This is a genomic window from Fictibacillus sp. 5RED26, from assembly GCF_015903895.1.
In the GTDB taxonomy this organism is placed as follows: Bacteria; Bacillota; Bacilli; order Bacillales; family Fictibacillaceae; genus Fictibacillus; species Fictibacillus phosphorivorans.
In genome coordinates this window covers 1,424,416-1,446,200 of record NZ_JACZDU010000001.1, presented here as the reverse complement: position 1 = coordinate 1,446,200, position 21,785 = coordinate 1,424,416, and the positions used below count along the sequence as shown (strand labels likewise).

Genomic DNA, 21,785 nt, shown 5'->3' with positions numbered 1-21,785 from the left:
AGTAGGGAGGTTTAAATAAAAAAGAAAAGAACAATCTAATCATTAAAATTGTTCTCTTCATTCTTTATTCGATTAATAAGGGTACTTCTTCTTTCTTCATTTCAGTTTCATGGAACTCATTGTATCGTGGGTGCATTTTTAATAGTTCATCAACCGTTACAATTTCATAACCCATTTCCTTAAGCTTGGGAAGTATAATCTTTAATGCAGCAACCGTTTGACTGCGATTACCTCCAGAATCATGCAAAAGTATAATATCTCCGTTTTTTAAATTCGTTAGGATGTGTCTGGCGATTCTTTCAGATCCTGGATTTGTCCAATCGCGGGGATCTTGATGCCAAGACCATAGGATAACTTTGTATCCTTCTTTTTTTAAGACTTTTAGACTGTTCTCTGTAACTGTTCCGCCTGGAGGTCGAAACAATTTTATGTAATCTGAATGATGAGCAGGGTCGAGAAGGTGCTCGGTCTTTCTTGTTTCAACCACAACTTTATGCCTTGAAATGGTGTGGAAACTAGGGTGATTATACGTATGGTTGCCGATTTCATGTCCTTCTTTTAGCTCTCTTTTTACGATTTCTGGATACTTCTCAACCCGCTTTCCAATAAGAAAAAATGTTGCATGTACACCTTCCTTTTTAAGAACATCTAAGATCTGAGTGGTGTATACGGGATCTGGTCCATCGTCAAATGTAATCGCAACTTGTTTCTTTTTTGAAGGAACTTCCCAGATTACATCTCCATATTTCTCTACTTCAAAACGATTTACTACACCTGCATTGACTTTTGGTCCGAAAAAAAGAATGTGACATAAAAACATGGAAACAATCATTTTTACAATGGTAGACATCATGAGCCCTCATTCTAAAATTTGTTACCAATAGTATTTGTAAGGAGAAACTGATTTATGACAATGCTGTATTTGTATACAAGGTTGTTTATAAAGCTGGTTTCCGGTTAAGGTGCTCGCTAACAGAAGAAGAATCTTGGAAACAAAAAAACTGCTCAAAGGGTTCCTTCGAGCAGCTTAAGCGTTGTAATCTACAATCCACTTGGAGAAAGTGAGATCGCTTTTAATGCGTGATCTAAGTCATAGATTAGATCATCTACTGTTTCAATTCCGATCGAAAGACGGATTAGTTCTGGACTTACGCCTGATTTTCTTTGTTCTTCTTCAGAGAGTTGTTGATGAGTGGTGCTAGCTGGATGGATGATCAATGATTTTGAATCTCCCACGTTTGCCAGGTGAGAGAAGATGCTAACATTTTCGATCAACTTTTTACCTTCGTCTACACCGCCTTTAACCCCGAATGTTAAAATCGCACCCGCGCCATTAGGGAGGTATTTTTGGGCAAGTTCATAGTAAGGGCTGCTTGGAAGCCCTGCGTAATTTACCCAATCGACCGATGGATGACTCTCTAGGAACTTCGCTACTTTCAATGTATTTTCAACATGACGTTCTATACGCAGAGCAAGTGTTTCCAATCCTTGAATAAATAGAAAGGAGTTGAACGGTGCGATAGACGAACCTAGATCTCGAAGCAGCTGAACACGTGCTTTAAGAATATAAGCAAGTGGACCAAATGCATCCGTATACACAATTCCTTTATAGCTTGGATCTGGCTCAGTCAAGCCTGGGAATTTCCCATTGCTCCAATCAAATTTTCCAGAATCGACGATAACTCCACCTACTGAAGTACCATGTCCTCCGATGAATTTTGTTGCAGAATGGACAACAATATCCGCTCCATGTTCGATCGGGCGACAAAGGTAAGGCGTAGCCAACGTATTATCTACAATAAGAGGAATTCCTGCGTCATGTGCGATGTCAGCAATCGCTTGAATATCGGCTACATCAATTTTTGGATTCCCGATGGTCTCAATGTATACGGCTTTTGTTTTTTCTGTAATAGCATCTTTAAACGATTGAAGATTATCAATTTCAGCAAATTGTGTATGGATGCCGAGCTTGGGGAGAGTGACAGAGAACAGGTTATACGTTCCACCATATAGAGAGGTAGAAGCGACGATTTCATCACCAGAGCCAGCGATATTGAATATAGCATTTGTAATGGCTGCCTGACCGGAAGCAAGAGCAAGAGCACCAACACCGCCTTCAAGTTTTGCGATGGTCTGTTCAAACGCATCTTGCGTTGGATTCATCAAACGCGTATATATGTTTCCGAACTCTTTGAGGGCAAATAAGTTCGCTGCGTGCTCTGTTGAATTGAACTGATAGGAAGTGGTCTGGTAGATCGGAACAGCACGAGCTCCTGTAGTCGGATCAACTTTTTGACCTTCATGTAAAGAAATCGTTTCAAACCCATACTGTCTTTTTGCATTTTGATCAGTCATTTTCAAATCTCTCCTCAACGTCATTTTTTTGTATCCAATCGCATTCAGTTTCAACTTATCCCAGAAAAAAAGACCTCTTCCAAAAGAAGAGGTCCCGATGATTTCACCCGATCGAAGTCTCATCTTTCAGAACATTAATTGTTCTGCTGAAATTAGCACCATGCGTTTCCGCTGGTTGCCGGGCATCATAGGGTCAGTCCCTCAGCCTCTCTGGATAAGAAGATTTGAATATTGAATTAAGATTTATAATACATAGGTCATTATCAATAGTCAACTGAATTTTTTAAAAATTTCGGATTTTTATTTTCTGGATTGCTTTTTATCGCATAGATTATCCCTACTGCCCAAAACGCAACAAGAACAAAGTAGATTGAGAATAACGTGTTATTTGATACACCAAGAGTATGAAGAAGTGTTCTAGTGTTGGTAATAATAATCAGTCCTCCCACCAATACTCCGAGTATGTGAGAAGGAATGAGACGGACTAACCATGCGGCAATAGGAGCTGCAATCACTCCTCCGAGCATTAATGCCCCTACCCACAGCCATTCTACTTGTTCCCAGCCGAGGGCGATGAAGAATCCAATTGAAGCAGATACAGCTACAGCAAATTCGCTCGTATCTACAGACCCAATCACTTTTCTGGTTTTCATATCCTGTTTTGCCATAAGGACCGGAGTGGTGACCGGGCCCCAGCCTCCTCCACCTGTAGCATCTAAGAAACCTGCTAATAATCCAAGTGGAATAAGTTGTTTCTTCGTAAAGGGTTTACCATTCGCTGTTGCTTTCTTTTCTCCAAGTTTAAACAGAAAACGATATAAGATATAAATCCCAAGGATAATTAGAAAGATAGAGATATATGGCTTTACTAGATCTCCAGGAAGGTTGCTTAAAAAACAAGCACCTACAAATGCTCCGATTGAACCCGGCAGAATTAACCGAGTAACAACTTGACGATCAACGTTTCCGAATTTAATGTGTGAAGCGCCGGATGCGGCAGTGGTTACGACTTCGGCAAGATGTACGGACGCAGATGCAGCCGCAGGAGCAATTCCCGCCACTAAGAGCAATGAAGTAGATGTAACCCCATAAGCCATACCAAGTGAACCATCAATCAACTGTGCAACAAGACCAATTAGAGCCAATACGATTAACTTTTTCATAATCTTCCTCCTCAAAATAAAAAGGCCCTTAACAAGAAGTGTTAAGAGCCTTCGGTTTACCGATCAGCGATACGGATTAAATTTTAGTTAATACTATATGATTCAAAAACATAAAAAGTCAACTGTTTGTTTAAATTTTTTGTAAAAATAGAAAAATGAAAAAATAGGTCTTGATATCCATTTCAGATATGTTATGATTTTATAAAATTTAAACTCTTATCCAGAGTGGTGAAGGGAACTGGCCCGATGAAACCCGGCAACCTGCGATTGTAAGGTGCTAACTCCAGCAGAATGTATTTACATTTTGGAAGATAAGGTAATATGTTTACCTCCACTATCTTTCCGAAATGGGAAGGTTTTTTTGTTTTTTGGCTTTTGTTGCTCTTGAAAGTGGTTGATATCCGTTCCAGGATGCTCGCTTTCCGGGGGGCGTGCGGTGAGCCACCTCGACACTTTGTGTCCTTAGGTGTCTCACCTGTCCCGCTGATCCCCCAGGAGTCTCGCACCTTGCACTCCAATCAACTTTTCAATGAAGCCAAAACATAAATCAACAAAAAACAACAACTTTTTGAAAGAGCCTTTGAAAAGATATGAATGTTAGAAAGGGAGGCAGTGGAGTGGCGAACGAAAATAGTGCAAACGATTTTCTTCCTCAGCTTCAACAAATGCTGAGCAGTATTAAATTTGGATCAATCACTTTGGTCGTTCAAGATGGAAAAGTGATTCAGCTTGAAAAGAACGAGAAGATAAGAATTAAATAATTCGCTGACTAGAAAACTAGAGGCGGTTTTAACGAATGGGCAAAGCCCTAAAAACGTTAAAGCCGCTTTTTTTATGGCGAAAAGGAGGTAGCAGATTGCTAACGTACGAAACATGGGACGAAAATACCCGTGATTTTGATAGTGAAAACCCCACAAAAGGCGCGCTGCATGCTTTGAAGTGGGCTTATGAAACGTATGAAGATGATCTGGTTTATGCGTGCAGCTTCGGAATTGAAGGAAGCGTCTTAGTGGATCTTGTTCATCAAGTAAAGCCCCATGCTCAAATTGTTTTCCTTGATACCCATCTGCATTTTCTAGAAACGTATGAAGTTATTGAAGAAGCGAAGAAAAGATATCCATCTCTTCGCATCAAATTGAAAACACCGACTTTATCTCTTGAAGAACAGGCGAGTAAGCACGGTGAAGAGCTTTGGAAATTAAATCCTAATCAATGCTGCACGATTCGAAAAGTGATTCCTTTAGAAGAAGAACTAAACGGAGTAACAGCCTGGCTTTCAGGTCTACGCCGTGAACAGTCACCTACCCGCCAGAACACGCAATTTGTTAATCGGGACGGGCGATTTAAAAGCATCAAGATTTGTCCGCTCATCCATTGGACGTGGAAGGATATATGGCGATATGCACATAAACATGACTTGCCGTATAACAAACTACACGACAATGGGTATCCAAGTATAGGCTGCGAGCCATGTACACAGGCAGCTGTTAACGCAGACGACCTTCGTGCCGGTCGATGGTCAGGTACAGGAAAACGAGAATGCGGGCTTCACGAGAATAAATAGAGAAATACTAGGAGGAGAGAGACATTATGAGTACGCCACATGGAGGGCAATTAATCACTCGGTTCAAGCCTGAAACACCACATTACAACCTTAAAAAAGAAATTATTCTTGATGCAACTGCACTCAGCGATCTTGAATTGATCGCGATTGGAGCTTATAGTCCTTTAAAAGGATTTTTAAACCAAAAAGATTATCAATCCGTTGTCCACGATATAAGGCTCAGCGATGGAACGGTTTGGAGCTTGCCCATCACGTTACCGGTAGATTCTGATACAGGATCAACACTTATAAGAGGTGAAGAAGTTCGTTTAACATACGATGGTGTAACCTACGGGATTCTTAAAGTAGGTGATGTTTATACTCCTGTTAAACAAATTGAAGCAGAGCGAGTTTATAAGACATCCGACCAAAATCATCCAGGAGTTAAGAAGCTGTTCGAACGACATTCTGTTTATGTAGGTGGCGAGATTACACTTGTTAGACGTATTAAGAAAAATTTGTTCCAAGAGTATCATCTCGATCCGAGTGAAACGAGAAAACGATTTAACGAATTAGGTTGGAGCACCATAGTAGGTTTTCAAACGAGAAATCCCGTTCACCGTGCTCATGAATATATTCAAAAAGCCGCACTTGAAATTGTAGACGGACTCTTCTTAAACCCGCTAGTAGGGGAAACAAAGTCTGATGATATACCAGCTGATGTTCGAATGGAAAGCTATCATGTTCTTCTAAAAAACTATTATCCTATTGACCGCGTGTTTCTTGCTGTATTTCCTGCAGCAATGCGATATGCAGGTCCTCGTGAAGCCATTTTTCATGCGATTGTCAGAAAAAATTACGGCTGCACACACTTTATCGTAGGTCGCGATCATGCTGGAGTAGGAAATTATTACGGAACGTATGAAGCACAAGAGATCTTTTCACAGTTTACAGAAGATGAGATCGGCATCCAAACGTTGTTTTTTGAACATAGCTTTTATTGCAATAAATGCGAAGGTATGGCTTCTTCGAAAACATGTCCACACCCAACGGAAGAACATGTCATCTTATCTGGAACTAAGGTAAGAGAGCTTCTTCGTAATGGAGAACTTCCACCTAGTACGTTCAGCCGAAAAGAAGTAGTAGAGGTATTAATAAATGGACTAAATCGAAATGATGCAAATCATAGAATAGGAGATTCAAATGAGCAAACCGCACAATATCATTTGGCACGATAGTTCAATTTCAAAAGAAGCTAGGCGAAAACAAAACAACCATTCCAGTTTTGTACTTTGGTTTACTGGTCTCTCAGGTTCTGGCAAATCAACTATCGCCAATACGCTCGCAAAAGAACTGTACGAGAGAAACATCCGAAACTATGTATTGGATGGAGATAACATTCGTAATGGATTAAACCGCGATCTTTCATTCTCTGATGAAGATCGAAGTGAAAACATTCGACGCATTTCTGAAGTATCAAAGCTTTTTGTAGATAACGGAACAGTCGTACTTACAGCTTTTATCTCTCCCTTTATACAAGATCGGGAAATGGCGAAAAGAATCGTTTCAGAAGAGGAATTTATAGAAATTTTTGTTTCATGTCCGATTGAAGAATGTGAAAAAAGAGATCCAAAAGGTTTATATAGCAAAGCGAGAAAAGGTGAAATTCCTGACTTTACTGGAATTGATTCACCTTATGAAGAACCGATTTCACCAGATTTCACCATATATACTAACGAACAAAGCGTTTCTGAGATTGTAGAGAGCATCTTAAATCTTCTGGAAAAAAGGAAGCTGATTTAACTAAATAAAAAGGAGAATGAGAGAATGGCATATGAAAAGACATGGGCAGAAAATCCGAAGATTAATAAGACCGAACAAAAAAAGCTCGTAAAAGACGGCTTGAAAATATTTGAAGATATTCCTTATTACGCAGAAAACGGCTTCTCCTCTATCCCAAAAGAAGAATGGGATAGTTTCAAGTGGGCAGGGCTCTATCTGCAGCGTCCTAAAGAAGATGGATATTTTATGATGAGGGTCAATGTTCCATCTGGCATTTTAAATTATGAACAAGTAAAAGCATTGGCTTATATTTGCAAAGATTACGGAAGAGACGTATTCGATATCACGACACGACAGGCCATTCAATTTCACTGGCTGACGATTGAACAGATTCCAGATATCTTTTATCGGTTAGAAGCAGTTGGGTTGTCGAGCGCGGGTGCATGCGGGGACATTACGCGAAACATCATGGGGAACCCAATCGCGGGCATCGATCCACACGAACTCTTCGATACCACTGAAATTGTAAAGGAAGTTTATGAGTTCTTTCAGCATAATGAAGATTTCTCTAATTTGCCGAGAAAATACAAAATGTCCATTAGTTCAAATGTGAACAATAGTGCTCATGCTGAGATCAACTGTGTAGCCTATACTCCAGCTTTTAAGGAAATTGAAGATAAAGAGATTCCTGGCTTTCACATAAAGATCGGCGGCGGTCTTTCATCTAGACCATTCTTAGCACAGCCCCTTGATGTGTTTATTGAACCGCATCAGGTCAAAGAAGTGTCGATCGCAATTACTACGATTTTCCGTGACTACGGTTATCGGGAAAAACGGCACCTTGCACGCCTGAAATTCTTAATGGCAGATTGGGGACCAGATAAATTCAAAGAAAAGTTATTAGAATATACCGGACCGCTTCACTCTAAAGGAAAAGATGCTCTTAAAACTTGGAACGGAGGTTACTTCTATGGCGTTCATCCTCAAAAGCAAGACGGATTAAGTTATATCGGCTTTAACATACCTGTTGGTCGACTTCATGCTGATGAAGTTTTAAAGCTTGCTGAAATTGCTAAGAAATACGGAAACGGTGAAATTCGAACGGTGAATTCTCAAAACTTAATTATTCCAAATGTGAAACACGAAAACGTCGACTTGCTTTTAAAAGAAAGCATTTTCAAACGCATTACTACTCAGCCTCTTTCTTTTATAGGACATTCCGTCTCTTGTACAGGGATCGAGTACTGCAACTTAGCACTCGTTGAAACGAAAGAAAGGATGCGGAAAATTGCTGAGAACCTTGATCAGAAAATAGCACTCGATGTTCCCGTTCGCATTCATATGGTAGGTTGCCCTAACTCTTGCGGACAGCGTCAGATCGCAGATATTGGTCTACAAGGTGTATTGTTAAAAACGAAAGAGAAGAAGATGGTTCAAGCCTTTGAGATCTATGTGGGTGGCACACTTGATGATGGAGGAAAGTTTAATGAAAAGCTTAAAGGAAAGTTTCATGCAGATTCACTTGACAAGGTACTTTTACGATTCCTCACTGTATTTAAAGAAAAGAAACTTCCATCCGAAAGCTTTTTTGATTATATAGACCGTGTCGGGTTGGAACATCTTCAAATAGAACTGGACCGAATCGCAGAAGAGTTAGAAGAAAAAGTCTCATAAAAGGGGGTCAAGCTATGTATTTATACCGTTTTGAAGTGATTTTGAAATCAGAGGTTATTCCTGTTGTGATAGCCGCTTCAACAGATGAACAGGCTTTTCAGTTGGTTGACATCGAGCTCGAAAAGTACTTTTTGAAACAGCCTGAAGTTGATGAGATCTCTCTTTATGAAAAGAAACGAATTCGTACGGGGAACGGCTTTGTGCTCTATGAACGTGAAACGATTTTAAATCCTTAAGGAGTGATGATGATGGGAAAAGTGTATCTTGTCGGAGCTGGTCCGGGAGATCCAGGGTTGATAACCGTAAAAGGTCTGCGTTGTATTCAGGAAGCGGATGTCATTTTATATGATCGATTAGTGAACAAAGAATTGCTCTCTTATGCAAAACCTGATTGCGATTTAATTTATTGCGGTAAACTGCCAAACTACCATTTCATGAAGCAAGAGACGATCAACAGTTTCTTAGTTAAACACGCTCAGAAAGGAAAAGTAGTAACTCGCCTAAAAGGTGGCGACCCCTTCGTGTTTGGAAGAGGAGGAGAAGAAGCAGAAACACTTGCCAAAAGCCGCATACCGTTTGAGGTCATTCCAGGGATAACATCAGGGATTGCAGCACCCGCTTATGCGGGTATTCCTGTTACGCATCGAAACATGGCTTCAAGCTATGCCGTAGTCACAGGTCATCGTAAAAAAGGCGAAGAAGATGAACTGAAATGGGAAAGTCTAGCAAACGGTATTGATACATTAGCGATCTATATGGGAGTGGGTAACCTAGGTTATATTTGTGAACAGTTAACGAAAAATGGGAAAAGCAAAGAAACACCAGTTGCTCTCGTTCAATGGGGTTCCTTAGAAAGTCAACGAACCGTTACAGGTACACTCGATACGATTGAGGATATTGTGGTTAGAGAACATATTGAGAATCCTAGTATGATCATTGTTGGTGAGGTTGTTCGTCTTCGCAGTGAACTGAAATGGTTTGAACAGCTGAACGATGAACGGAATAAGCTTGCTGACGTAAGAGAGGCATTGTAAATGAAGGCATTGCTCTTTATCTGTCACGGTACAAGACTGGAAAAAGGACGTATGGAAGCAGAAGAATTTGTGAGACTCTGTATGGCACAAATTGATGTGCCCATTAAGGAGATTTGTTTTCTAGAGCTTAGTGAACCCTCTATCGCTCAAGGTTTTGAAACCTGTATAGAAAAAGGAGCAACAAGCATCTCTGTCATTCCTGTGTTCTTATTAAGTGCGAACCATATAAAAATAGACATACCGAAAGAGCTTCAGCAACTGCAGACTACATATCCAGAAGTTGAAGTGAAATACGGACGTCCTTTCGGTGTACATCAAGCCATTTCACATTTGTTATGGGAGAAGATCATTAAAAGCGCGGTTACGTTAAGAAAAAATTCACATATCCTTTTAGTGGGCAGAGGTAGCACCGATCTAGATGTAAAGCGGGACCTAGAAGCAATAGCATCTAACGTTCAAGATCATTATGGAATTCCTAGTATTCAAGTTTGCTTTTTAACTGGTTCAGAACCAAGTTTTGAAAAAGCACTTTGGAGTAGCAGTGAATTATATGAGCAAGTTATCGTTGTGCCTTACCTTCTATTTTCAGGACTATTAATAAATGGAATGAAACATACGATAATTCGCCATCAGCAGCAGACCACACAAAACGTAACTCTTTGCGAGACGCTTGGCTACCATCCTATTCTGAAAGACGTTTTACTCACACGAATACATGAAACACTTGAAACAAAGAAGTATGCATGTTCTTAAAAAGAGAGGAATGCTATGTATCCTATTCACATAAATTTGTCAGGTAGAACGGTTGTAGTAGCTGGCGGTGGTCTAGTAGCACATCGTAAAATTAATGATTTATTGAATGAAGAGGCAATAATTACAGTAATCAGCCCAGCAGCTGTCAAAGAAATTCAAGAATGGCATGCTGAACGAAAGCTGACTTGGATCGAAAGAGAAGTGGAACGTGCTGATTTGGAAGAAGCGTTTCTAATCATTGCTGCAACCAATAGTAAAGAGATTAATTCTTGGATTGCAGAACAAACAAGTTCGAAACAGCTTGTGAATGTTGTTGACCAACCAGACCTGGGTAACTTTATTGTTCCTAGTGTCGTAAAGAGAGGGAAACTCATTTTATCAGTTTCTACTTCTGGAGCTAGTCCAAGTTTATCTAAATCGATAAAAAAAGAGCTTCAACAAAAATACAGTGAAGACTATGAAACGTATTTAGATTTTTTATTTCAATGTAGATCGATCATTAAGAAGGAATATCCGGAAAAAAATCGAAAAGACTTATTAACAAAGTTAACAGATCGGTCCTTTTTATATAACGAAGAAAAGCAACGCGCGTATAAACAGGAATTATTAAAGAAAATAGATCGCAATTTAGTAAACGAACCAATAAATGAATAAATCCTTATCAAGAGAGGTAGAGGGAGCGGCCCTATGAAACCTCAGCAACCAGCAGCTACTAGCTGAAAAGGTGCTAATTCCTGCAAGTTCAATTCTTGAACTTGTAAAGATAAGAAGACCCCGACGCTCAAAAAGTCTTCTTTTATAGAAGGCTTTTTATTTTTTATATAGGAGGCTGTCATGAGTTTAATCACAGACTTAAAACAAAACAAGATACTAATCGGTGATGGGGCGATGGGAACCCTTCTGTATTCGTACGGATCCGACTTTTGTTACGAAGAGTTAAATCTTTCTCAAGAAGAGCAGATCTATAATATCCATCGTGCTTATTTAGATGCAGGTGCTGATATCATTCAAACCAATACGTATGCAGCGAACTATTCAAAGCTCGAACGCTATGGACTTCAAGATCACGTAAAAGAGATTAATAAAGCGGCTGTTCAGATCGCCAGAAAAGCTGCTCATAAAGAATATGTTGTAGGTACGATCGGTGGCATACGCGGTATAAAACCATATAGCATTTCTCTTGAAGAGATCAAGCGCAGTTTTCGCGAGCAGCTGTATTGTTTGTTGATGGAGAATGTAGATGGCATCCAATTAGAAACCTATTATGACCTAGAAGAATTAGAAACGGTTTTAAAGATTGCTAGAAAAGAAACATCACTTCCGATTATTGCTCAAGTGTCATTACAGGAGGTCGGCTTTATGCAGGACCGCACTCCCATTTCAGAAGCTTTGACCTCTTTAGAGAACATTGGTGCTGATGTTGTGGGATTAAACTGTCGTCTAGGGCCGTATCACATGCTGATGACACTTGAAGAAGTTGCATTACCAAATCAGGCAATTCTTTCAGCGTTTCCTAATGCATCGCTTCCTTCTTATACAGATGGCCGTTTTAATTATGAGGGGGATGCTGACTATTTTAAAGAATGTGCCCATTTGTTCAGGCAGCAAGGAGTTCGTCTATTAGGAGGATGCTGTGGTACGACACCTGCTCATATACATGCCTTCTCTAGTGAACTAAAAAACTTAGCACCTGTAACAGAAAAAGAAGTGAAACAAAGAAAACGAAAGATTGTGATTCAATCAGCATCAAAATCTAACTATGTACCTCTAAGTGAAGAAGTAAAGAAAAGGCAATCCATAATTGTTGAATTAGATCCACCACGTAAATTAGATACGTCACGTTTTATGGAAGGAGCAAAGGCGTTAAAAAAAGCGGGAATCGACGCACTTACCCTCGCTGATAATTCACTTGCATCACCACGTGTTTGTAACGCTGCATTAGGGTCGATTGTCCAATCCCAACTTAATCTTCGCCCGCTCGTTCATATTACGTGTCGCGATAGAAATTTAATCGGTCTTCAGTCTCATTTAATGGGGCTTCACACGCAGGGCATTCATGAAATACTCGCTGTAACGGGAGATCCTGCAAGCGTCGGAGATTTCCCAGGTGCGTCTTCTGTATATGATGTCACGTCATTTGAACTGATCAAGCTCATCAAGCAGTTTAATGAAGGATTATCTCTATCAGGAAAAGAGCTTGGAGAAAAAACATCTTTCACGGTAGGAGCTGCTTTTAACCCTAACATCCGATCCATCGATAAAGCCGTTGAGCGGTTAGAGAAGAAAATTGCATACGGTGCAGACTACTTTATCAGCCAGCCTGTATTTTCAGAGCAAAGACTTATTGAAACGTATGAGGCAACAAAACATATTGATAAACCGATCTATATTGGAATCATGCCTTTAACCTCTTCCCGCAACGCAGAGTTTCTTCATCATGAAGTTCCCGGCATCAAACTATCGAACGCTGTGCGTGACCGCATGGGTAAGTATACAGATGATCCAAAACAAGCGTGCGAAGAAGGCTTATCAATTGCGAAGTCGTTATTAGACACAGCTATGGAACTCTTTAACGGCATCTACTTGATCACACCATTTATGCGTTACGAACTAACCGTTGAATTAGCACGATATACACGAGCGAACTCTCCATCACTTTTATCCAGGAGGTCACAGAATGCCTAAGTCATCAATAGAAAAACAGCTAAAATCAAAGATTTTAATCATGGATGGCGCGATGGGAACGATGCTTCAAGAAGCCAATCTCACTCCAGAAGATTTTGGCGGTGAAGCGTATGACGGTTGTAATGAGTATTTAAATGTAACGGCACCCCATGTTATCGAATCCATTCATTATAAATATCTTGAGGCGGGCGCTGATATCATTGAAACGAATACATTCGGCGGCACGAATCTTGTACTGGATGAATACGAACTAGGATATAGAGCATATGAGATCAATAAGCTTGGAGCAGAAATTGCAAGAAAAGCAGCTGATGCTGTTTCAACAGAACACTGGCCACGTTTTGTTGCGGGCTCACTCGGACCAACGACAAAAACGCTCAGTGTTACGGGCGGAACGACGTTTGATTCGTTAAGAGATGCTTATGCTGAACAAGCACGAGGATTGATTGACGGAGGTGCAGATCTTCTTCTCTTAGAGACAAGCCAAGATATGCTCAATGTAAAAGCTGGCTTTCTAGGAATCGAGCAAGCTATTGAACAAACGGGAAGAAGAATCCCGCTCATGGTTTCTGGAACGATCGAGCCAATGGGAACCACACTTGCGGGTCAGTCAATTGAGGCTTTTTATATATCGTTAAAACACATGAATCCTCTTGCCGTTGGGTTGAACTGCGCAACAGGACCTGAATTCATGCAAGATCACATTCGCTCTCTATCAAGTCTGTCTACATCAGCAGTGAGCTGTTATCCGAATGCAGGACTACCAGATGAAGAAGGAAATTATCATGAAACACCAGACTCATTGGCTACTAAACTATCTGGGTTTGCAGAAAAAGGATGGCTGAATGTGGTGGGTGGTTGCTGCGGTACGACACCTGCTCATATTAAAGCATTATCAAAAGCTATGAAGAACTATCAACCACGTGACTTGCAAGTAAACGAAACTCATATGGTTTCAGGAATCGAACCATTCATTTACGATGACCCAACGTTAAGACCGATCATGGTAGGAGAAAGAACAAATGTTATCGGTTCACGAAAATTCAAACGGTTGATTGCTGAAGGGAAGTTTGAAGAAGCGGCTGAAATTGCAAGGGCTCAAGTAAAAGGCGGTGCTCATGTACTCGACGTTTGTTTAGCTGACCCTGATCGAGATGAATTAAGTGATATGGAAGCGTTTATGAAAGAAGCAGTTAAGAAGGTTAAAATTCCCTTTGTGATTGATTCTACTGATGAAGATGTTATCGAGCTCGCTTTAAAGTATTCACAAGGTAAAGCCATCATCAATTCTATTAATTTAGAAGACGGTGAAGAACGTTTTGAAAAAGTGATCCCGCTTCTTCATAAATATGGAGCGGCAGTAGTGGTTGGAACGATTGATGAGATTGGAATGGGCGTTTCGGCTGAGCGGAAATTGGAAATCGCAAGAAGATCGTATGACCTATTAGTAGAAAAATATAAAGTCTCACCGTCAGACATCATTTTCGATCCGCTCGTTTTTCCAGTGGGTACAGGTGATGAACAGTACATTGGCTCAGCGAATGCAACGGTTGAAGGCATTCGCCTGATAAAGGAACACTTTCCACAATGCTTAACCATTTTAGGAGTCAGTAACGTATCATTCGGATTGCCACCGGTCGGACGCGAAGTATTAAATGCAGTGTATCTCTACCATTGCACAGGAGCGGGACTTGATTACGCGATCGTAAATACTGAAAAGTTAGAACGTTTCGCTTCTATTGCACCGGAAGAAATTGATATGGCAGAAAATCTATTATTTCGAACAACAGAGGAAGCATTATCTACTTTTACTGATTTTTATAGAGGAAAGAAGAAAGAAACAAAATCAAAGCTGCCTGATATGAGTTTAGAAGAGCGGCTTCAATATTATATCTTAGAAGGTACGAAAGAAGGACTAATTCCAGACTTAGAGATCGCATTACTAAAGTATGCTACTCCGTTAGGCATCATTAATGGTCCTTTAATGGATGGCATGAAAGAAGTGGGCAGACTTTTCAATGAGAATCAGTTAATCGTTGCAGAAGTCCTGCAAAGTGCAGAAGTCATGAAAGCATCCGTTGCTTATTTGGAACCTTACATGGAAACGAATGATGAATCTGCTTCAAAAGGAAAAGTGTTACTTGCGACAGTTAAGGGTGATGTTCATGACATCGGTAAAAACCTTGTAGACATCATACTAAGCAACAATGGATTTAAAGTGGTAGACCTAGGGATCAAAGTAACGTCACAAACGTTAATTGAAGCGATTAAAAAAGAAAAACCAAATATTATCGGACTATCTGGATTGCTCGTGAAATCTGCTCAACAGATGGTGTTAACGGCAAACGATATGAGAGAAGCGAACATCTCAACACCCATTTTAGTTGGGGGTGCTGCATTATCAAGAAAGTTCACAGACACTAAGATATCGAAGGAATACGAAGGAATGGTTCTTTATGCAAAAGATGCGATGGAAGGTCTCTCGTTTGCCAATCAGATTCAAACACCAAAAGAGTTCGATCGACTGGCTGTGGAGTTTGCAGAGAGAAAAAAAACAATAGCTCTAAACTCTGAAATCAATGAAAGCTCTGCAGGGGTTGCAACTGCTGTTAGAGTCCGATCAAAGGTTTCAAGAACTGCTCCCGTTTTTGTTCCGAACGATACGGAAAGACACATTTTAAAAAACTACTCACTCTCACATATTCAGCCTTATATCAATCTACAGATGCTGCTCGGACATCATCTTGGCATAAAAGGTAAAATAACTAGGTTGCTTCAAGAAAAGGACGAGCGGACCCTTGAAATGAAATCATTGATTGATCTTCTGTTAAAAGAAGCGAAAGAAAAGAATTTGATTCAACCTTCAGCTCTATATCAATTCTTTCCAGGACAAAGTGATGGAGAAAAGATTCTGATCTATGATCCGATTGATCAAAGAACAGTCGTAGAAACGTTTGACTTCCCAAGACAAAACAAAGAGCCTTATCTTTGCATTGCAGATTATTTACGGTCAAAAGAAAGCGGGAAAATGGACTATGTTGGATTCTTTTCAGTTACAGCAGGGACAGGTATTCGTGAACTTGCTGCAGAATATAAGAAAGAAGGACGATTTCTTGAGAGCCATGCACTTCAAGCATTAGCTTTAGAAACGGCAGAAGGGTTCGCCGAACTTGTTCACCAACAGATGCGAGATCGCTGGGGCTTTCCTGACTCGGTAGATTTTACAATGAGAGAACGATTTTCCGCTCGTTATCAGGGACAAAGGTTTTCATTCGGTTATCCGGCTTGTCCAGAACTAGAAGATCAGCAAAAGTTATTTAAACTGATACAGCCAGAAGATATTGGTATTCAACTGACGGATGGGTGCATGATGGAGCCTGAAGCATCTGTTTCTGCGATTGTTTTTGCTCATCCCGAAGCACGGTATTTTAATGTGTTAAGTTAGAATAAAGCACCTGATTGAAGTTTCAGGTGCTTTACATCGTCATAACTCGTCCAGTACGTATCTATTCTGGAGAATGAGAGTGATTAACCTTAACTTGAAAAGCATCTCTAAGAGCATAAGCAAGCTGTAAACCAGAGGTACCGCTTCCGACAATACAAATCTGTTTCTTCAAGATTATCGCTCCTTCTATGTATTTTTTATTAACATAACATTGAACTCGTAACGCTCTCAGTCTATTTTTGATTCTGAATTTTGTAAATGAGACTTTTTTTAAAAATTCATATAGGTACAAATTAAAAGAACGCGTGTTGAAGAAAGCGGGGAAGCGGGTATGATAAATCAAATCGAACAGTCGTTATCTGAATTATTATCTTCTGGCAAAGGGATGTATGGTTGTTCTTTGTATGATCTTAAAACAAAAGAGAGTTTTGCTTTTCAAGAAAATGAATCCTTCTATGCTGCTAGTATTATAAAGGTTCCTATCATGGCTGCTGTTTTTGCACACGCATATGAAGGAAAGTGCCGTTTAAAGGATAAAATTCAAATTCATGAAGAAGACTTTGTACCTGGCGATGGTATTTTGAAGCATTTATCTGCAGGTATGGAATGGACAATTTATGATCTACTTGTGCTAATGGTTATTGAAAGTGATAATACTGCAACAAATGTCTTGATTGATTTAGTAGGTATAGAAAACATAGCATCACATATGACACGATGGGGATTCAGAACGAGCCAACTGAATCACAAGCTGCAAATTTCACCCGACAGAAAACCTGGTGAATTCAACATTATAACACCGAATGAAATAAATCAGTTTTTAATCCATTTAGCATCAGGTAGAGTTGTTTCCATGAATGCATGTGACAGGATGATCAAGATTCTTAAACAACAGAAGATGAATGATTTACTTCCGAGTTTACTTCCCAATGAAGAAGGTGCAATTGGAATGATTCCGAATTGGGAAGCAGCTCACAAGACAGGCTATGTATCAGGGGTGGAACATAATGTAGGATTATTCTATTTTCCAGGTCATACATACGCAATTTCTATATTGAGTAGAAACGTTCCAAACCGAACTGAATCTAAGCGGATTATGGGGAAAATCGGAAAACTACTATTCGAGGTTTCAAGATAAGAAAAAAGCTAATGGATGCTTGTAATCCATTAGCTTTTTCTATATTAACAGATTGAATCTGTAGATTTAGGATTCTTCAATCCGAATAAAGGTCTAATAAACAGTGCTAAAAAGGTGCCGAACATCGCCATTACAGCCCAGACCCAGCCATGAAGACTAAATGAGGCAATGCCACCAAAGTATGCCCCAATATTGCAACCGAAAGCTAATCTTGCGCCATATCCCATTAATAGACCACCAACAATAGAAGCACCTGCTACTCCTGGCTTGATTTTTCCAGGCTTAAAAGTTCCTTGAAATGACGCCGAGATAAACGCGCCTAGCATGATACCGAAATTAAGAACACTCGTAGAATCAGAGAGAACACTCTTAGTAAGAGCTTCGCCATTAGGTCCAGCAAAATAACCCCAGCTGGAAACATCCACGCCAGTTTCCATTAAGAACTTGCCACCCCATAGTGCAAATGCTGATGTAATACCCCAAGGATTTCCTCTGATCGTTAATACTAAAGCATTAAGTAAAGCAAGAACAATTGCAGCAGTAAACAACGGCCAAGATCCACGAAGAATCTTTTTCCAACCAACAGTAGTAGGAAGAGGCTTCATCATTGGAGGATTTTTCTTTTTAGAGATTAATATTGTAATCCAATAGATCAATGCAAATAGTGCCATCTGAAGTATCCAAGCACCAAAGTATCCAAAACCAGTTGTTTCTGCAAGGGAAATCGGCTTAAATGATGGTGTTTCTTCCATCCAAAATGTAAAATGATAAGCTCCCAATAATGAGCCTGCAATAAAGGAAAGTAGAGTCAAAACCATTGATGAGGAGCCACCGCCTAATGAATAAAGCGTACCAGATGCACAGCCATTTCCAAGCTGCATACCAACACCAAACAAAAAGGCACCAAAGATTACACTTACACCAACAGGTGAAACGTATCCTTTAGGATCTGTCCCAGTAAAACTAAAACCAGTACTTAAAATGATTGCAAATAATGTGGTTGCAACGGCAAGCATCAGCATATGTGCTTGAAGTCCTTGAACGTTGCCGACTGATACCAATCTACGAAATGCTGAAGTAAAGCCGAATCGTGCATATAGCAAAGCTCCACCAAGCGCTAACCCAATTATAAAAAGGCTACCTTGTGTCCAGTTCGCAACTTGAACTGTAAATAAAAGCAAAATCATTGCTGCAAGGATTCCAAAAAATACATAAGTCCTTTGCATAGGCTGTAATTTCGCTACAACAGTGGTAGGTTGAAATGCTCGTTGTTTATTTGATGAAAGATAAGTCTCATTTTGTTCCATAACTATAAAACCTCCAAATCCAATGAGTTATGTCGGATTTAAAGCATTATACTATGAATCCATAAATATGAAAAGTTATTTCGATTTATTCCACTATTGTCCATATCGAAAAAGTGAGATCTTTCATTAAATAATATGAATAGGGATGAAGGGAGACTGCAAAATGGCTAAAAGAAGAAATCACTTTCATAATGACTGTTTTTCATGCGATGATTTGAATAGAGCAGGACTTGGTACTGGAATCGCAGTAAAAGAAATATCTTTCCAACCGTTAACAACAACGACTACAACTTTTCCAATACTAATAACACTTGATGATGCAGTAACGACTACTGGTATTGAATTTTTGAGAAACGGTGTAGCTTCAGGTTTACAAACTACAACAGGCGGTGTCTATGACATAGCATATTTAATTAGTTCCACAGTTACAACTACAACTGGAGTGGCAAATACACTTTTATTTGAACTTGTTACGAGCACAGGGAGGGTAATTGCAGATTCAACGTCAACTCAATTCTTTCCAGCCGCTTCACCAGCAGGATTTTCAGCGAATACAAATTTGGAGTTAGGGCTAAATGTGAGATTGATGCCAGGTGAATCAGTTTCAATCATCTTACGATCAATTACACCGCTAATTTCTGCAGGGACGATTACAATCAATACAGCATCATTGTTTATTACACCGACACCAACCATTGAAGGGTTTAGAGAAGAGTCATCGAACTGTTGTATCGAATCAAGCATTCATCAATGTAAGAAAAGTAGTTTATTTGGTGGTCAGAGTAATTCGCAGTATAGAAAAAGATAATAAAATTTTGCTGCGTCTAGAAGTTGATTTTAAGATGTAGCAATTTACATAGCTTAACATCTGAAATTTTTTCGTTTTTGTCTCACTATCTTAAGTAATCTTTGCTTTTGAGACATGTTTCATTATGTTTTACATAGTTGCCGAGAATAGATATTACGTTAACTAGTTAAAAATAATTAACTTACTATTGATTATTTAAATGAACACTTTCCTCTTGTTATGTGTCTTTCAAAATACAAACACCAATCCAAAAGTTGCGATTGGTGTTTTCTTAACTAAATTTTCTTTTCATTACATACAGAATTGAATTTCAGTTGAAACTCTTCATCGGATTTTAGGATCTTTTTGTGAAAAACTTACCAATTGCAAACCTTTTGGCAAACAACCATCTGCTGCAAAAAAACCTAATACATATGCCATAGATGCTGACCATGTTTTGAAGTAATCTTCATTCGTAATACTCATGGTGCACATCTTTTTTCGCAAACCAATCTACTTCTTTATTCACTTACTTTTATCAAAACGAACACTTGTTCTCTAGTCGGGTTTTTGGCACTTTTGCACACAAAAAGACGCTATCTCAAATGATAGCGTCTAGAAATAAGCTTTATTTCATTAACTTTTTAATGATTTTCAAGCCGAGTTTAGCGTTCGGATATCGAAAACTAAAGTCGAATTTATTCGTTTGATTGAGCACACTTTTGTTATGAGAAAACGCAACGAAACTGGACTCACCATGATAACTTCCAATCCCGCTCTCTCCTACTCCACCAAACGGCAGATATGGTGTGGCGATGTGCATCAATGTATCGTTGATCGATCCACCACCAAATGAGATGTTACTCACTACTTTTTCTTCAGTATCTTTGTTAATCGTAAAAAGGTATAGTGCGAGTGGTTTTGGGCGTTCTACAACAAATTCAATCACTTCATCGATGTTTTCATATTCCATGACTGGAAAGATGGGTCCAAAGATTTCATCAGTCATAACAGGTGATGAAGTGTCAGATGGTGCTATTAAAGTTGGTTCGATCTTTTCACTGATTTCATCGTATCGACCACCGAAAAGTATTTCTCCTTCTGATAAGTAACCTTTTAAACGATTAAAATGACGATCATTTACGATCTTACCGAATGCTTCGTTTTGCAGTGGGTTTTCTCCGTAAAATTCTTTGATTACTTCTTTAAATGTCTCAATGAATGGTTGACGTATGTTTTTGTGTAGATAGATATAGTCTGGTGCTATACATGTTTGTCCAGCGTTCGTGAACTTACCGAACGCTATTCGCTTCGCAGCAAGCTTAAGGTCTGCTGTTTCATCTACAATACAAGGGCTCTTGCCACCTAGTTCTAATGTGATAGGTATAAGTCTCTTACTAGCCGCTTCCATCACAATTTTACCTACTGGTACGCTGCCTGTGAAGAATATATAATCCAATGGTTGATCGAGCAAGATCTGATTGGTTTCAACTCCGCCTTCTACGACTGCAATAAAGTCAGGATGATAGTATTCTTTGATCAATTCATCCAATAGTTTTGACGTTTGTGGCGTAAGTTCGGATGGTTTTAAAATAGCCGTATTACCAGCTGCGATAGTACCGATTAATGGAGCAAGTTGCAGTTGGAATGGATAGTTCCAGGGTGCGATGATTAATGTGACGCCATAAGGTTCGGCGATGGTATACCCTTTTGAGCCAATATGGGTTTTTGCTGTTTTTACTTTTTTAGGTTCCATCCACTTTTTGAGATGTTTTTGAGTGTGACGAATCTCTTCTAATAAAAAGCCGATCTCCGTTGTATAGGCTTCTGCTTCAGATTTATTTAAATCTGTCTTTAATGCATGAAGAATCTTCGCTTCGTTGTTTCTAACAAGCTTTGAAAGGTTGTTTAAAGCTTTCATACGGAAATCATATGATCGAGTTACGCCGCTTCGAAAGTAAGTTCTTTGAGCAAGTACAAGTTTATCAATTGATTCCTTTGTGCTATCTTTCATCGTGTTTGGCTGATTCAAGCTTTACGCCTCCTACAACATAAAATTAAGTGTTTAAACTTATGAACATGTATTAGTGAAATCACTATAATATGTTTATGATAGGTA

19 protein-coding genes and 3 riboswitches are annotated in these 21,785 nt (G+C 39.4%); of the genes, 13 read left to right on the top strand and 6 right to left on the bottom strand.

The window, feature by feature from the left end:
* Nucleotides 1-64 precede the first annotated feature (64 nt).
* From IHV10_RS07505 to IHV10_RS07495, 3 genes are all read right to left on the bottom strand, one after another.
* Nucleotides 65-853, bottom strand: a complete 789-nt coding sequence (locus tag IHV10_RS07505) for a polysaccharide deacetylase family protein (RefSeq protein WP_197127984.1) — start codon at nt 851-853, stop codon at nt 65-67.
* Between the two features lie 188 nt (nt 854-1,041).
* Nucleotides 1,042-2,355 carry a homocysteine synthase gene (locus IHV10_RS07500; protein WP_197127983.1) on the bottom strand — a complete coding sequence of 438 codons (1,314 nt, stop codon included), beginning with the start codon at nt 2,353-2,355 and terminating at the stop codon, nt 1,042-1,044.
* Nucleotides 2,356-2,471: 116 nt separating this feature from the next.
* Nucleotides 2,472-2,576, bottom strand: a riboswitch (SAM riboswitch).
* 42 nt (nt 2,577-2,618) lie between these two features.
* Nucleotides 2,619-3,518 carry a sulfite exporter TauE/SafE family protein gene (locus IHV10_RS07495; protein ID WP_197127982.1) on the bottom strand — a complete coding sequence of 300 codons (900 nt, stop codon included), beginning with the start codon at nt 3,516-3,518 and terminating at the stop codon, nt 2,619-2,621.
* 213 nt (nt 3,519-3,731) lie between these two features.
* Nucleotides 3,732-3,836, top strand: a riboswitch (SAM riboswitch).
* 299 nt (nt 3,837-4,135) lie between these two features.
* On the opposite strand from IHV10_RS07495, the gene IHV10_RS22775 reads away from it, so the two are divergent.
* From IHV10_RS22775 to IHV10_RS07435, 12 genes are all read left to right on the top strand, one after another.
* On the top strand, nt 4,136-4,279 hold the full coding sequence (locus tag IHV10_RS22775) for a YezD family protein (protein WP_370629648.1): 144 nt from the start codon (nt 4,136-4,138) through the stop codon (nt 4,277-4,279).
* Nucleotides 4,280-4,374: 95 nt separating this feature from the next.
* Nucleotides 4,375-5,082, top strand: coding sequence for a phosphoadenylyl-sulfate reductase (locus IHV10_RS07485; RefSeq protein WP_197127980.1), 708 nt, complete (start codon nt 4,375-4,377; stop codon nt 5,080-5,082).
* Between the two features lie 26 nt (nt 5,083-5,108).
* A complete protein-coding gene (sat, locus tag IHV10_RS07480) occupies nt 5,109-6,299 on the top strand; it encodes a sulfate adenylyltransferase (protein ID WP_197127979.1) in 1,191 nt (396 codons plus the stop codon).
* Nucleotides 6,265-6,864: an adenylyl-sulfate kinase gene (gene cysC / locus IHV10_RS07475; protein ID WP_197127978.1), complete on the top strand. Its 600-nt coding sequence runs from the start codon at nt 6,265-6,267 to the stop codon at nt 6,862-6,864. Before sat ends, cysC begins: the two co-directional genes overlap by 35 nt.
* Before the next feature lie 24 nt (nt 6,865-6,888).
* Nucleotides 6,889-8,517 carry a nitrite/sulfite reductase gene (locus tag IHV10_RS07470; protein WP_197127977.1) on the top strand — a complete coding sequence of 543 codons (1,629 nt, stop codon included), beginning with the start codon at nt 6,889-6,891 and terminating at the stop codon, nt 8,515-8,517.
* A 14-nt stretch (nt 8,518-8,531) separates the two neighbouring features.
* Nucleotides 8,532-8,753: a DUF3906 family protein gene (locus IHV10_RS07465; RefSeq protein WP_066394287.1), complete on the top strand. Its 222-nt coding sequence runs from the start codon at nt 8,532-8,534 to the stop codon at nt 8,751-8,753.
* A gap of 12 nt (nt 8,754-8,765) precedes the next feature.
* Entirely contained in the window at nt 8,766-9,551 is a 786-nt protein-coding gene (cobA, locus tag IHV10_RS07460; RefSeq protein WP_197127976.1) for a uroporphyrinogen-III C-methyltransferase, read from the top strand.
* On the top strand, nt 9,552-10,304 hold the full coding sequence (locus tag IHV10_RS07455) for a sirohydrochlorin chelatase (protein WP_197127975.1): 753 nt from the start codon (nt 9,552-9,554) through the stop codon (nt 10,302-10,304).
* Nucleotides 10,305-10,319: 15 nt separating this feature from the next.
* Nucleotides 10,320-10,958 (top strand): NAD(P)-binding protein, encoded by a 639-nt coding sequence (locus tag IHV10_RS07450; protein WP_197127974.1) that lies wholly within the window; start codon nt 10,320-10,322, stop codon nt 10,956-10,958.
* Between the two features lies 1 nt (nt 10,959).
* A riboswitch (SAM riboswitch) is annotated at nt 10,960-11,074 on the top strand.
* A 64-nt stretch (nt 11,075-11,138) separates the two neighbouring features.
* Nucleotides 11,139-12,989 (top strand): bifunctional homocysteine S-methyltransferase/methylenetetrahydrofolate reductase, encoded by a 1,851-nt coding sequence (locus tag IHV10_RS07445; RefSeq protein ID WP_197127973.1) that lies wholly within the window; start codon nt 11,139-11,141, stop codon nt 12,987-12,989.
* Nucleotides 12,982-16,434, top strand: a complete 3,453-nt coding sequence (metH, locus tag IHV10_RS07440) for a methionine synthase (protein WP_197127972.1) — start codon at nt 12,982-12,984, stop codon at nt 16,432-16,434. The genes IHV10_RS07445 and metH overlap by 8 nt, the downstream gene beginning before the upstream one ends.
* A gap of 331 nt (nt 16,435-16,765) precedes the next feature.
* Nucleotides 16,766-17,572: a serine hydrolase gene (locus IHV10_RS07435; protein ID WP_197127971.1), complete on the top strand. Its 807-nt coding sequence runs from the start codon at nt 16,766-16,768 to the stop codon at nt 17,570-17,572.
* 44 nt (nt 17,573-17,616) lie between these two features.
* On the opposite strand, the gene IHV10_RS07430 is transcribed toward IHV10_RS07435, so the two are convergent.
* A complete protein-coding gene (locus tag IHV10_RS07430; RefSeq protein ID WP_197127970.1) occupies nt 17,617-18,879 on the bottom strand; it encodes a YeeE/YedE family protein in 1,263 nt (420 codons plus the stop codon).
* A gap of 163 nt (nt 18,880-19,042) precedes the next feature.
* Between IHV10_RS07430 and IHV10_RS07425 the strand changes: the two genes are divergently transcribed.
* Complete coding sequence (locus IHV10_RS07425) at nt 19,043-19,687, top strand: hypothetical protein (protein WP_197127969.1); 645 nt, start codon at nt 19,043-19,045, stop codon at nt 19,685-19,687.
* A 324-nt stretch (nt 19,688-20,011) separates the two neighbouring features.
* Here IHV10_RS07425 and IHV10_RS07420 read toward each other — a convergent pair whose 3' ends face one another.
* Nucleotides 20,012-20,152, bottom strand: a complete 141-nt coding sequence (locus tag IHV10_RS07420; RefSeq protein ID WP_197128256.1) for a hypothetical protein — start codon at nt 20,150-20,152, stop codon at nt 20,012-20,014.
* A gap of 142 nt (nt 20,153-20,294) precedes the next feature.
* Nucleotides 20,295-21,680 (bottom strand): aldehyde dehydrogenase, encoded by a 1,386-nt coding sequence (locus tag IHV10_RS07415; protein WP_197128242.1) that lies wholly within the window; start codon nt 21,678-21,680, stop codon nt 20,295-20,297.
* Between the last annotated feature and the right edge of the window lie 105 nt (nt 21,681-21,785).

Coding starts and splice junctions, on each gene's coding strand:
- IHV10_RS07505 (WP_197127984.1), bottom strand. CDS start 853: ATGATGTCTACCATTGTAAAAATGATTGTTTCCATGTTTTTATGTCAC.
- IHV10_RS07500 (WP_197127983.1), bottom strand. CDS start 2,355: ATGACTGATCAAAATGCAAAAAGACAGTATGGGTTTGAAACGATTTCT.
- IHV10_RS07495 (WP_197127982.1), bottom strand. CDS start 3,518: ATGAAAAAGTTAATCGTATTGGCTCTAATTGGTCTTGTTGCACAGTTG.
- sat (WP_197127979.1), top strand. CDS start 5,109: ATGAGTACGCCACATGGAGGGCAATTAATCACTCGGTTCAAGCCTGAA.
- cysC (WP_197127978.1), top strand. CDS start 6,265: ATGAGCAAACCGCACAATATCATTTGGCACGATAGTTCAATTTCAAAA.
- IHV10_RS07470 (WP_197127977.1), top strand. CDS start 6,889: ATGGCATATGAAAAGACATGGGCAGAAAATCCGAAGATTAATAAGACC.
- IHV10_RS07465 (WP_066394287.1), top strand. CDS start 8,532: ATGTATTTATACCGTTTTGAAGTGATTTTGAAATCAGAGGTTATTCCT.
- cobA (WP_197127976.1), top strand. CDS start 8,766: ATGGGAAAAGTGTATCTTGTCGGAGCTGGTCCGGGAGATCCAGGGTTG.
- IHV10_RS07455 (WP_197127975.1), top strand. CDS start 9,552: ATGAAGGCATTGCTCTTTATCTGTCACGGTACAAGACTGGAAAAAGGA.
- IHV10_RS07450 (WP_197127974.1), top strand. CDS start 10,320: ATGTATCCTATTCACATAAATTTGTCAGGTAGAACGGTTGTAGTAGCT.
- IHV10_RS07445 (WP_197127973.1), top strand. CDS start 11,139: ATGAGTTTAATCACAGACTTAAAACAAAACAAGATACTAATCGGTGAT.
- metH (WP_197127972.1), top strand. CDS start 12,982: ATGCCTAAGTCATCAATAGAAAAACAGCTAAAATCAAAGATTTTAATC.
- IHV10_RS07435 (WP_197127971.1), top strand. CDS start 16,766: ATGATAAATCAAATCGAACAGTCGTTATCTGAATTATTATCTTCTGGC.
- IHV10_RS07430 (WP_197127970.1), bottom strand. CDS start 18,879: ATGGAACAAAATGAGACTTATCTTTCATCAAATAAACAACGAGCATTT.
- IHV10_RS07425 (WP_197127969.1), top strand. CDS start 19,043: ATGGCTAAAAGAAGAAATCACTTTCATAATGACTGTTTTTCATGCGAT.
- IHV10_RS07420 (WP_197128256.1), bottom strand. CDS start 20,152: ATGAGTATTACGAATGAAGATTACTTCAAAACATGGTCAGCATCTATG.
- IHV10_RS07415 (WP_197128242.1), bottom strand. CDS start 21,680: ATGAAAGATAGCACAAAGGAATCAATTGATAAACTTGTACTTGCTCAA.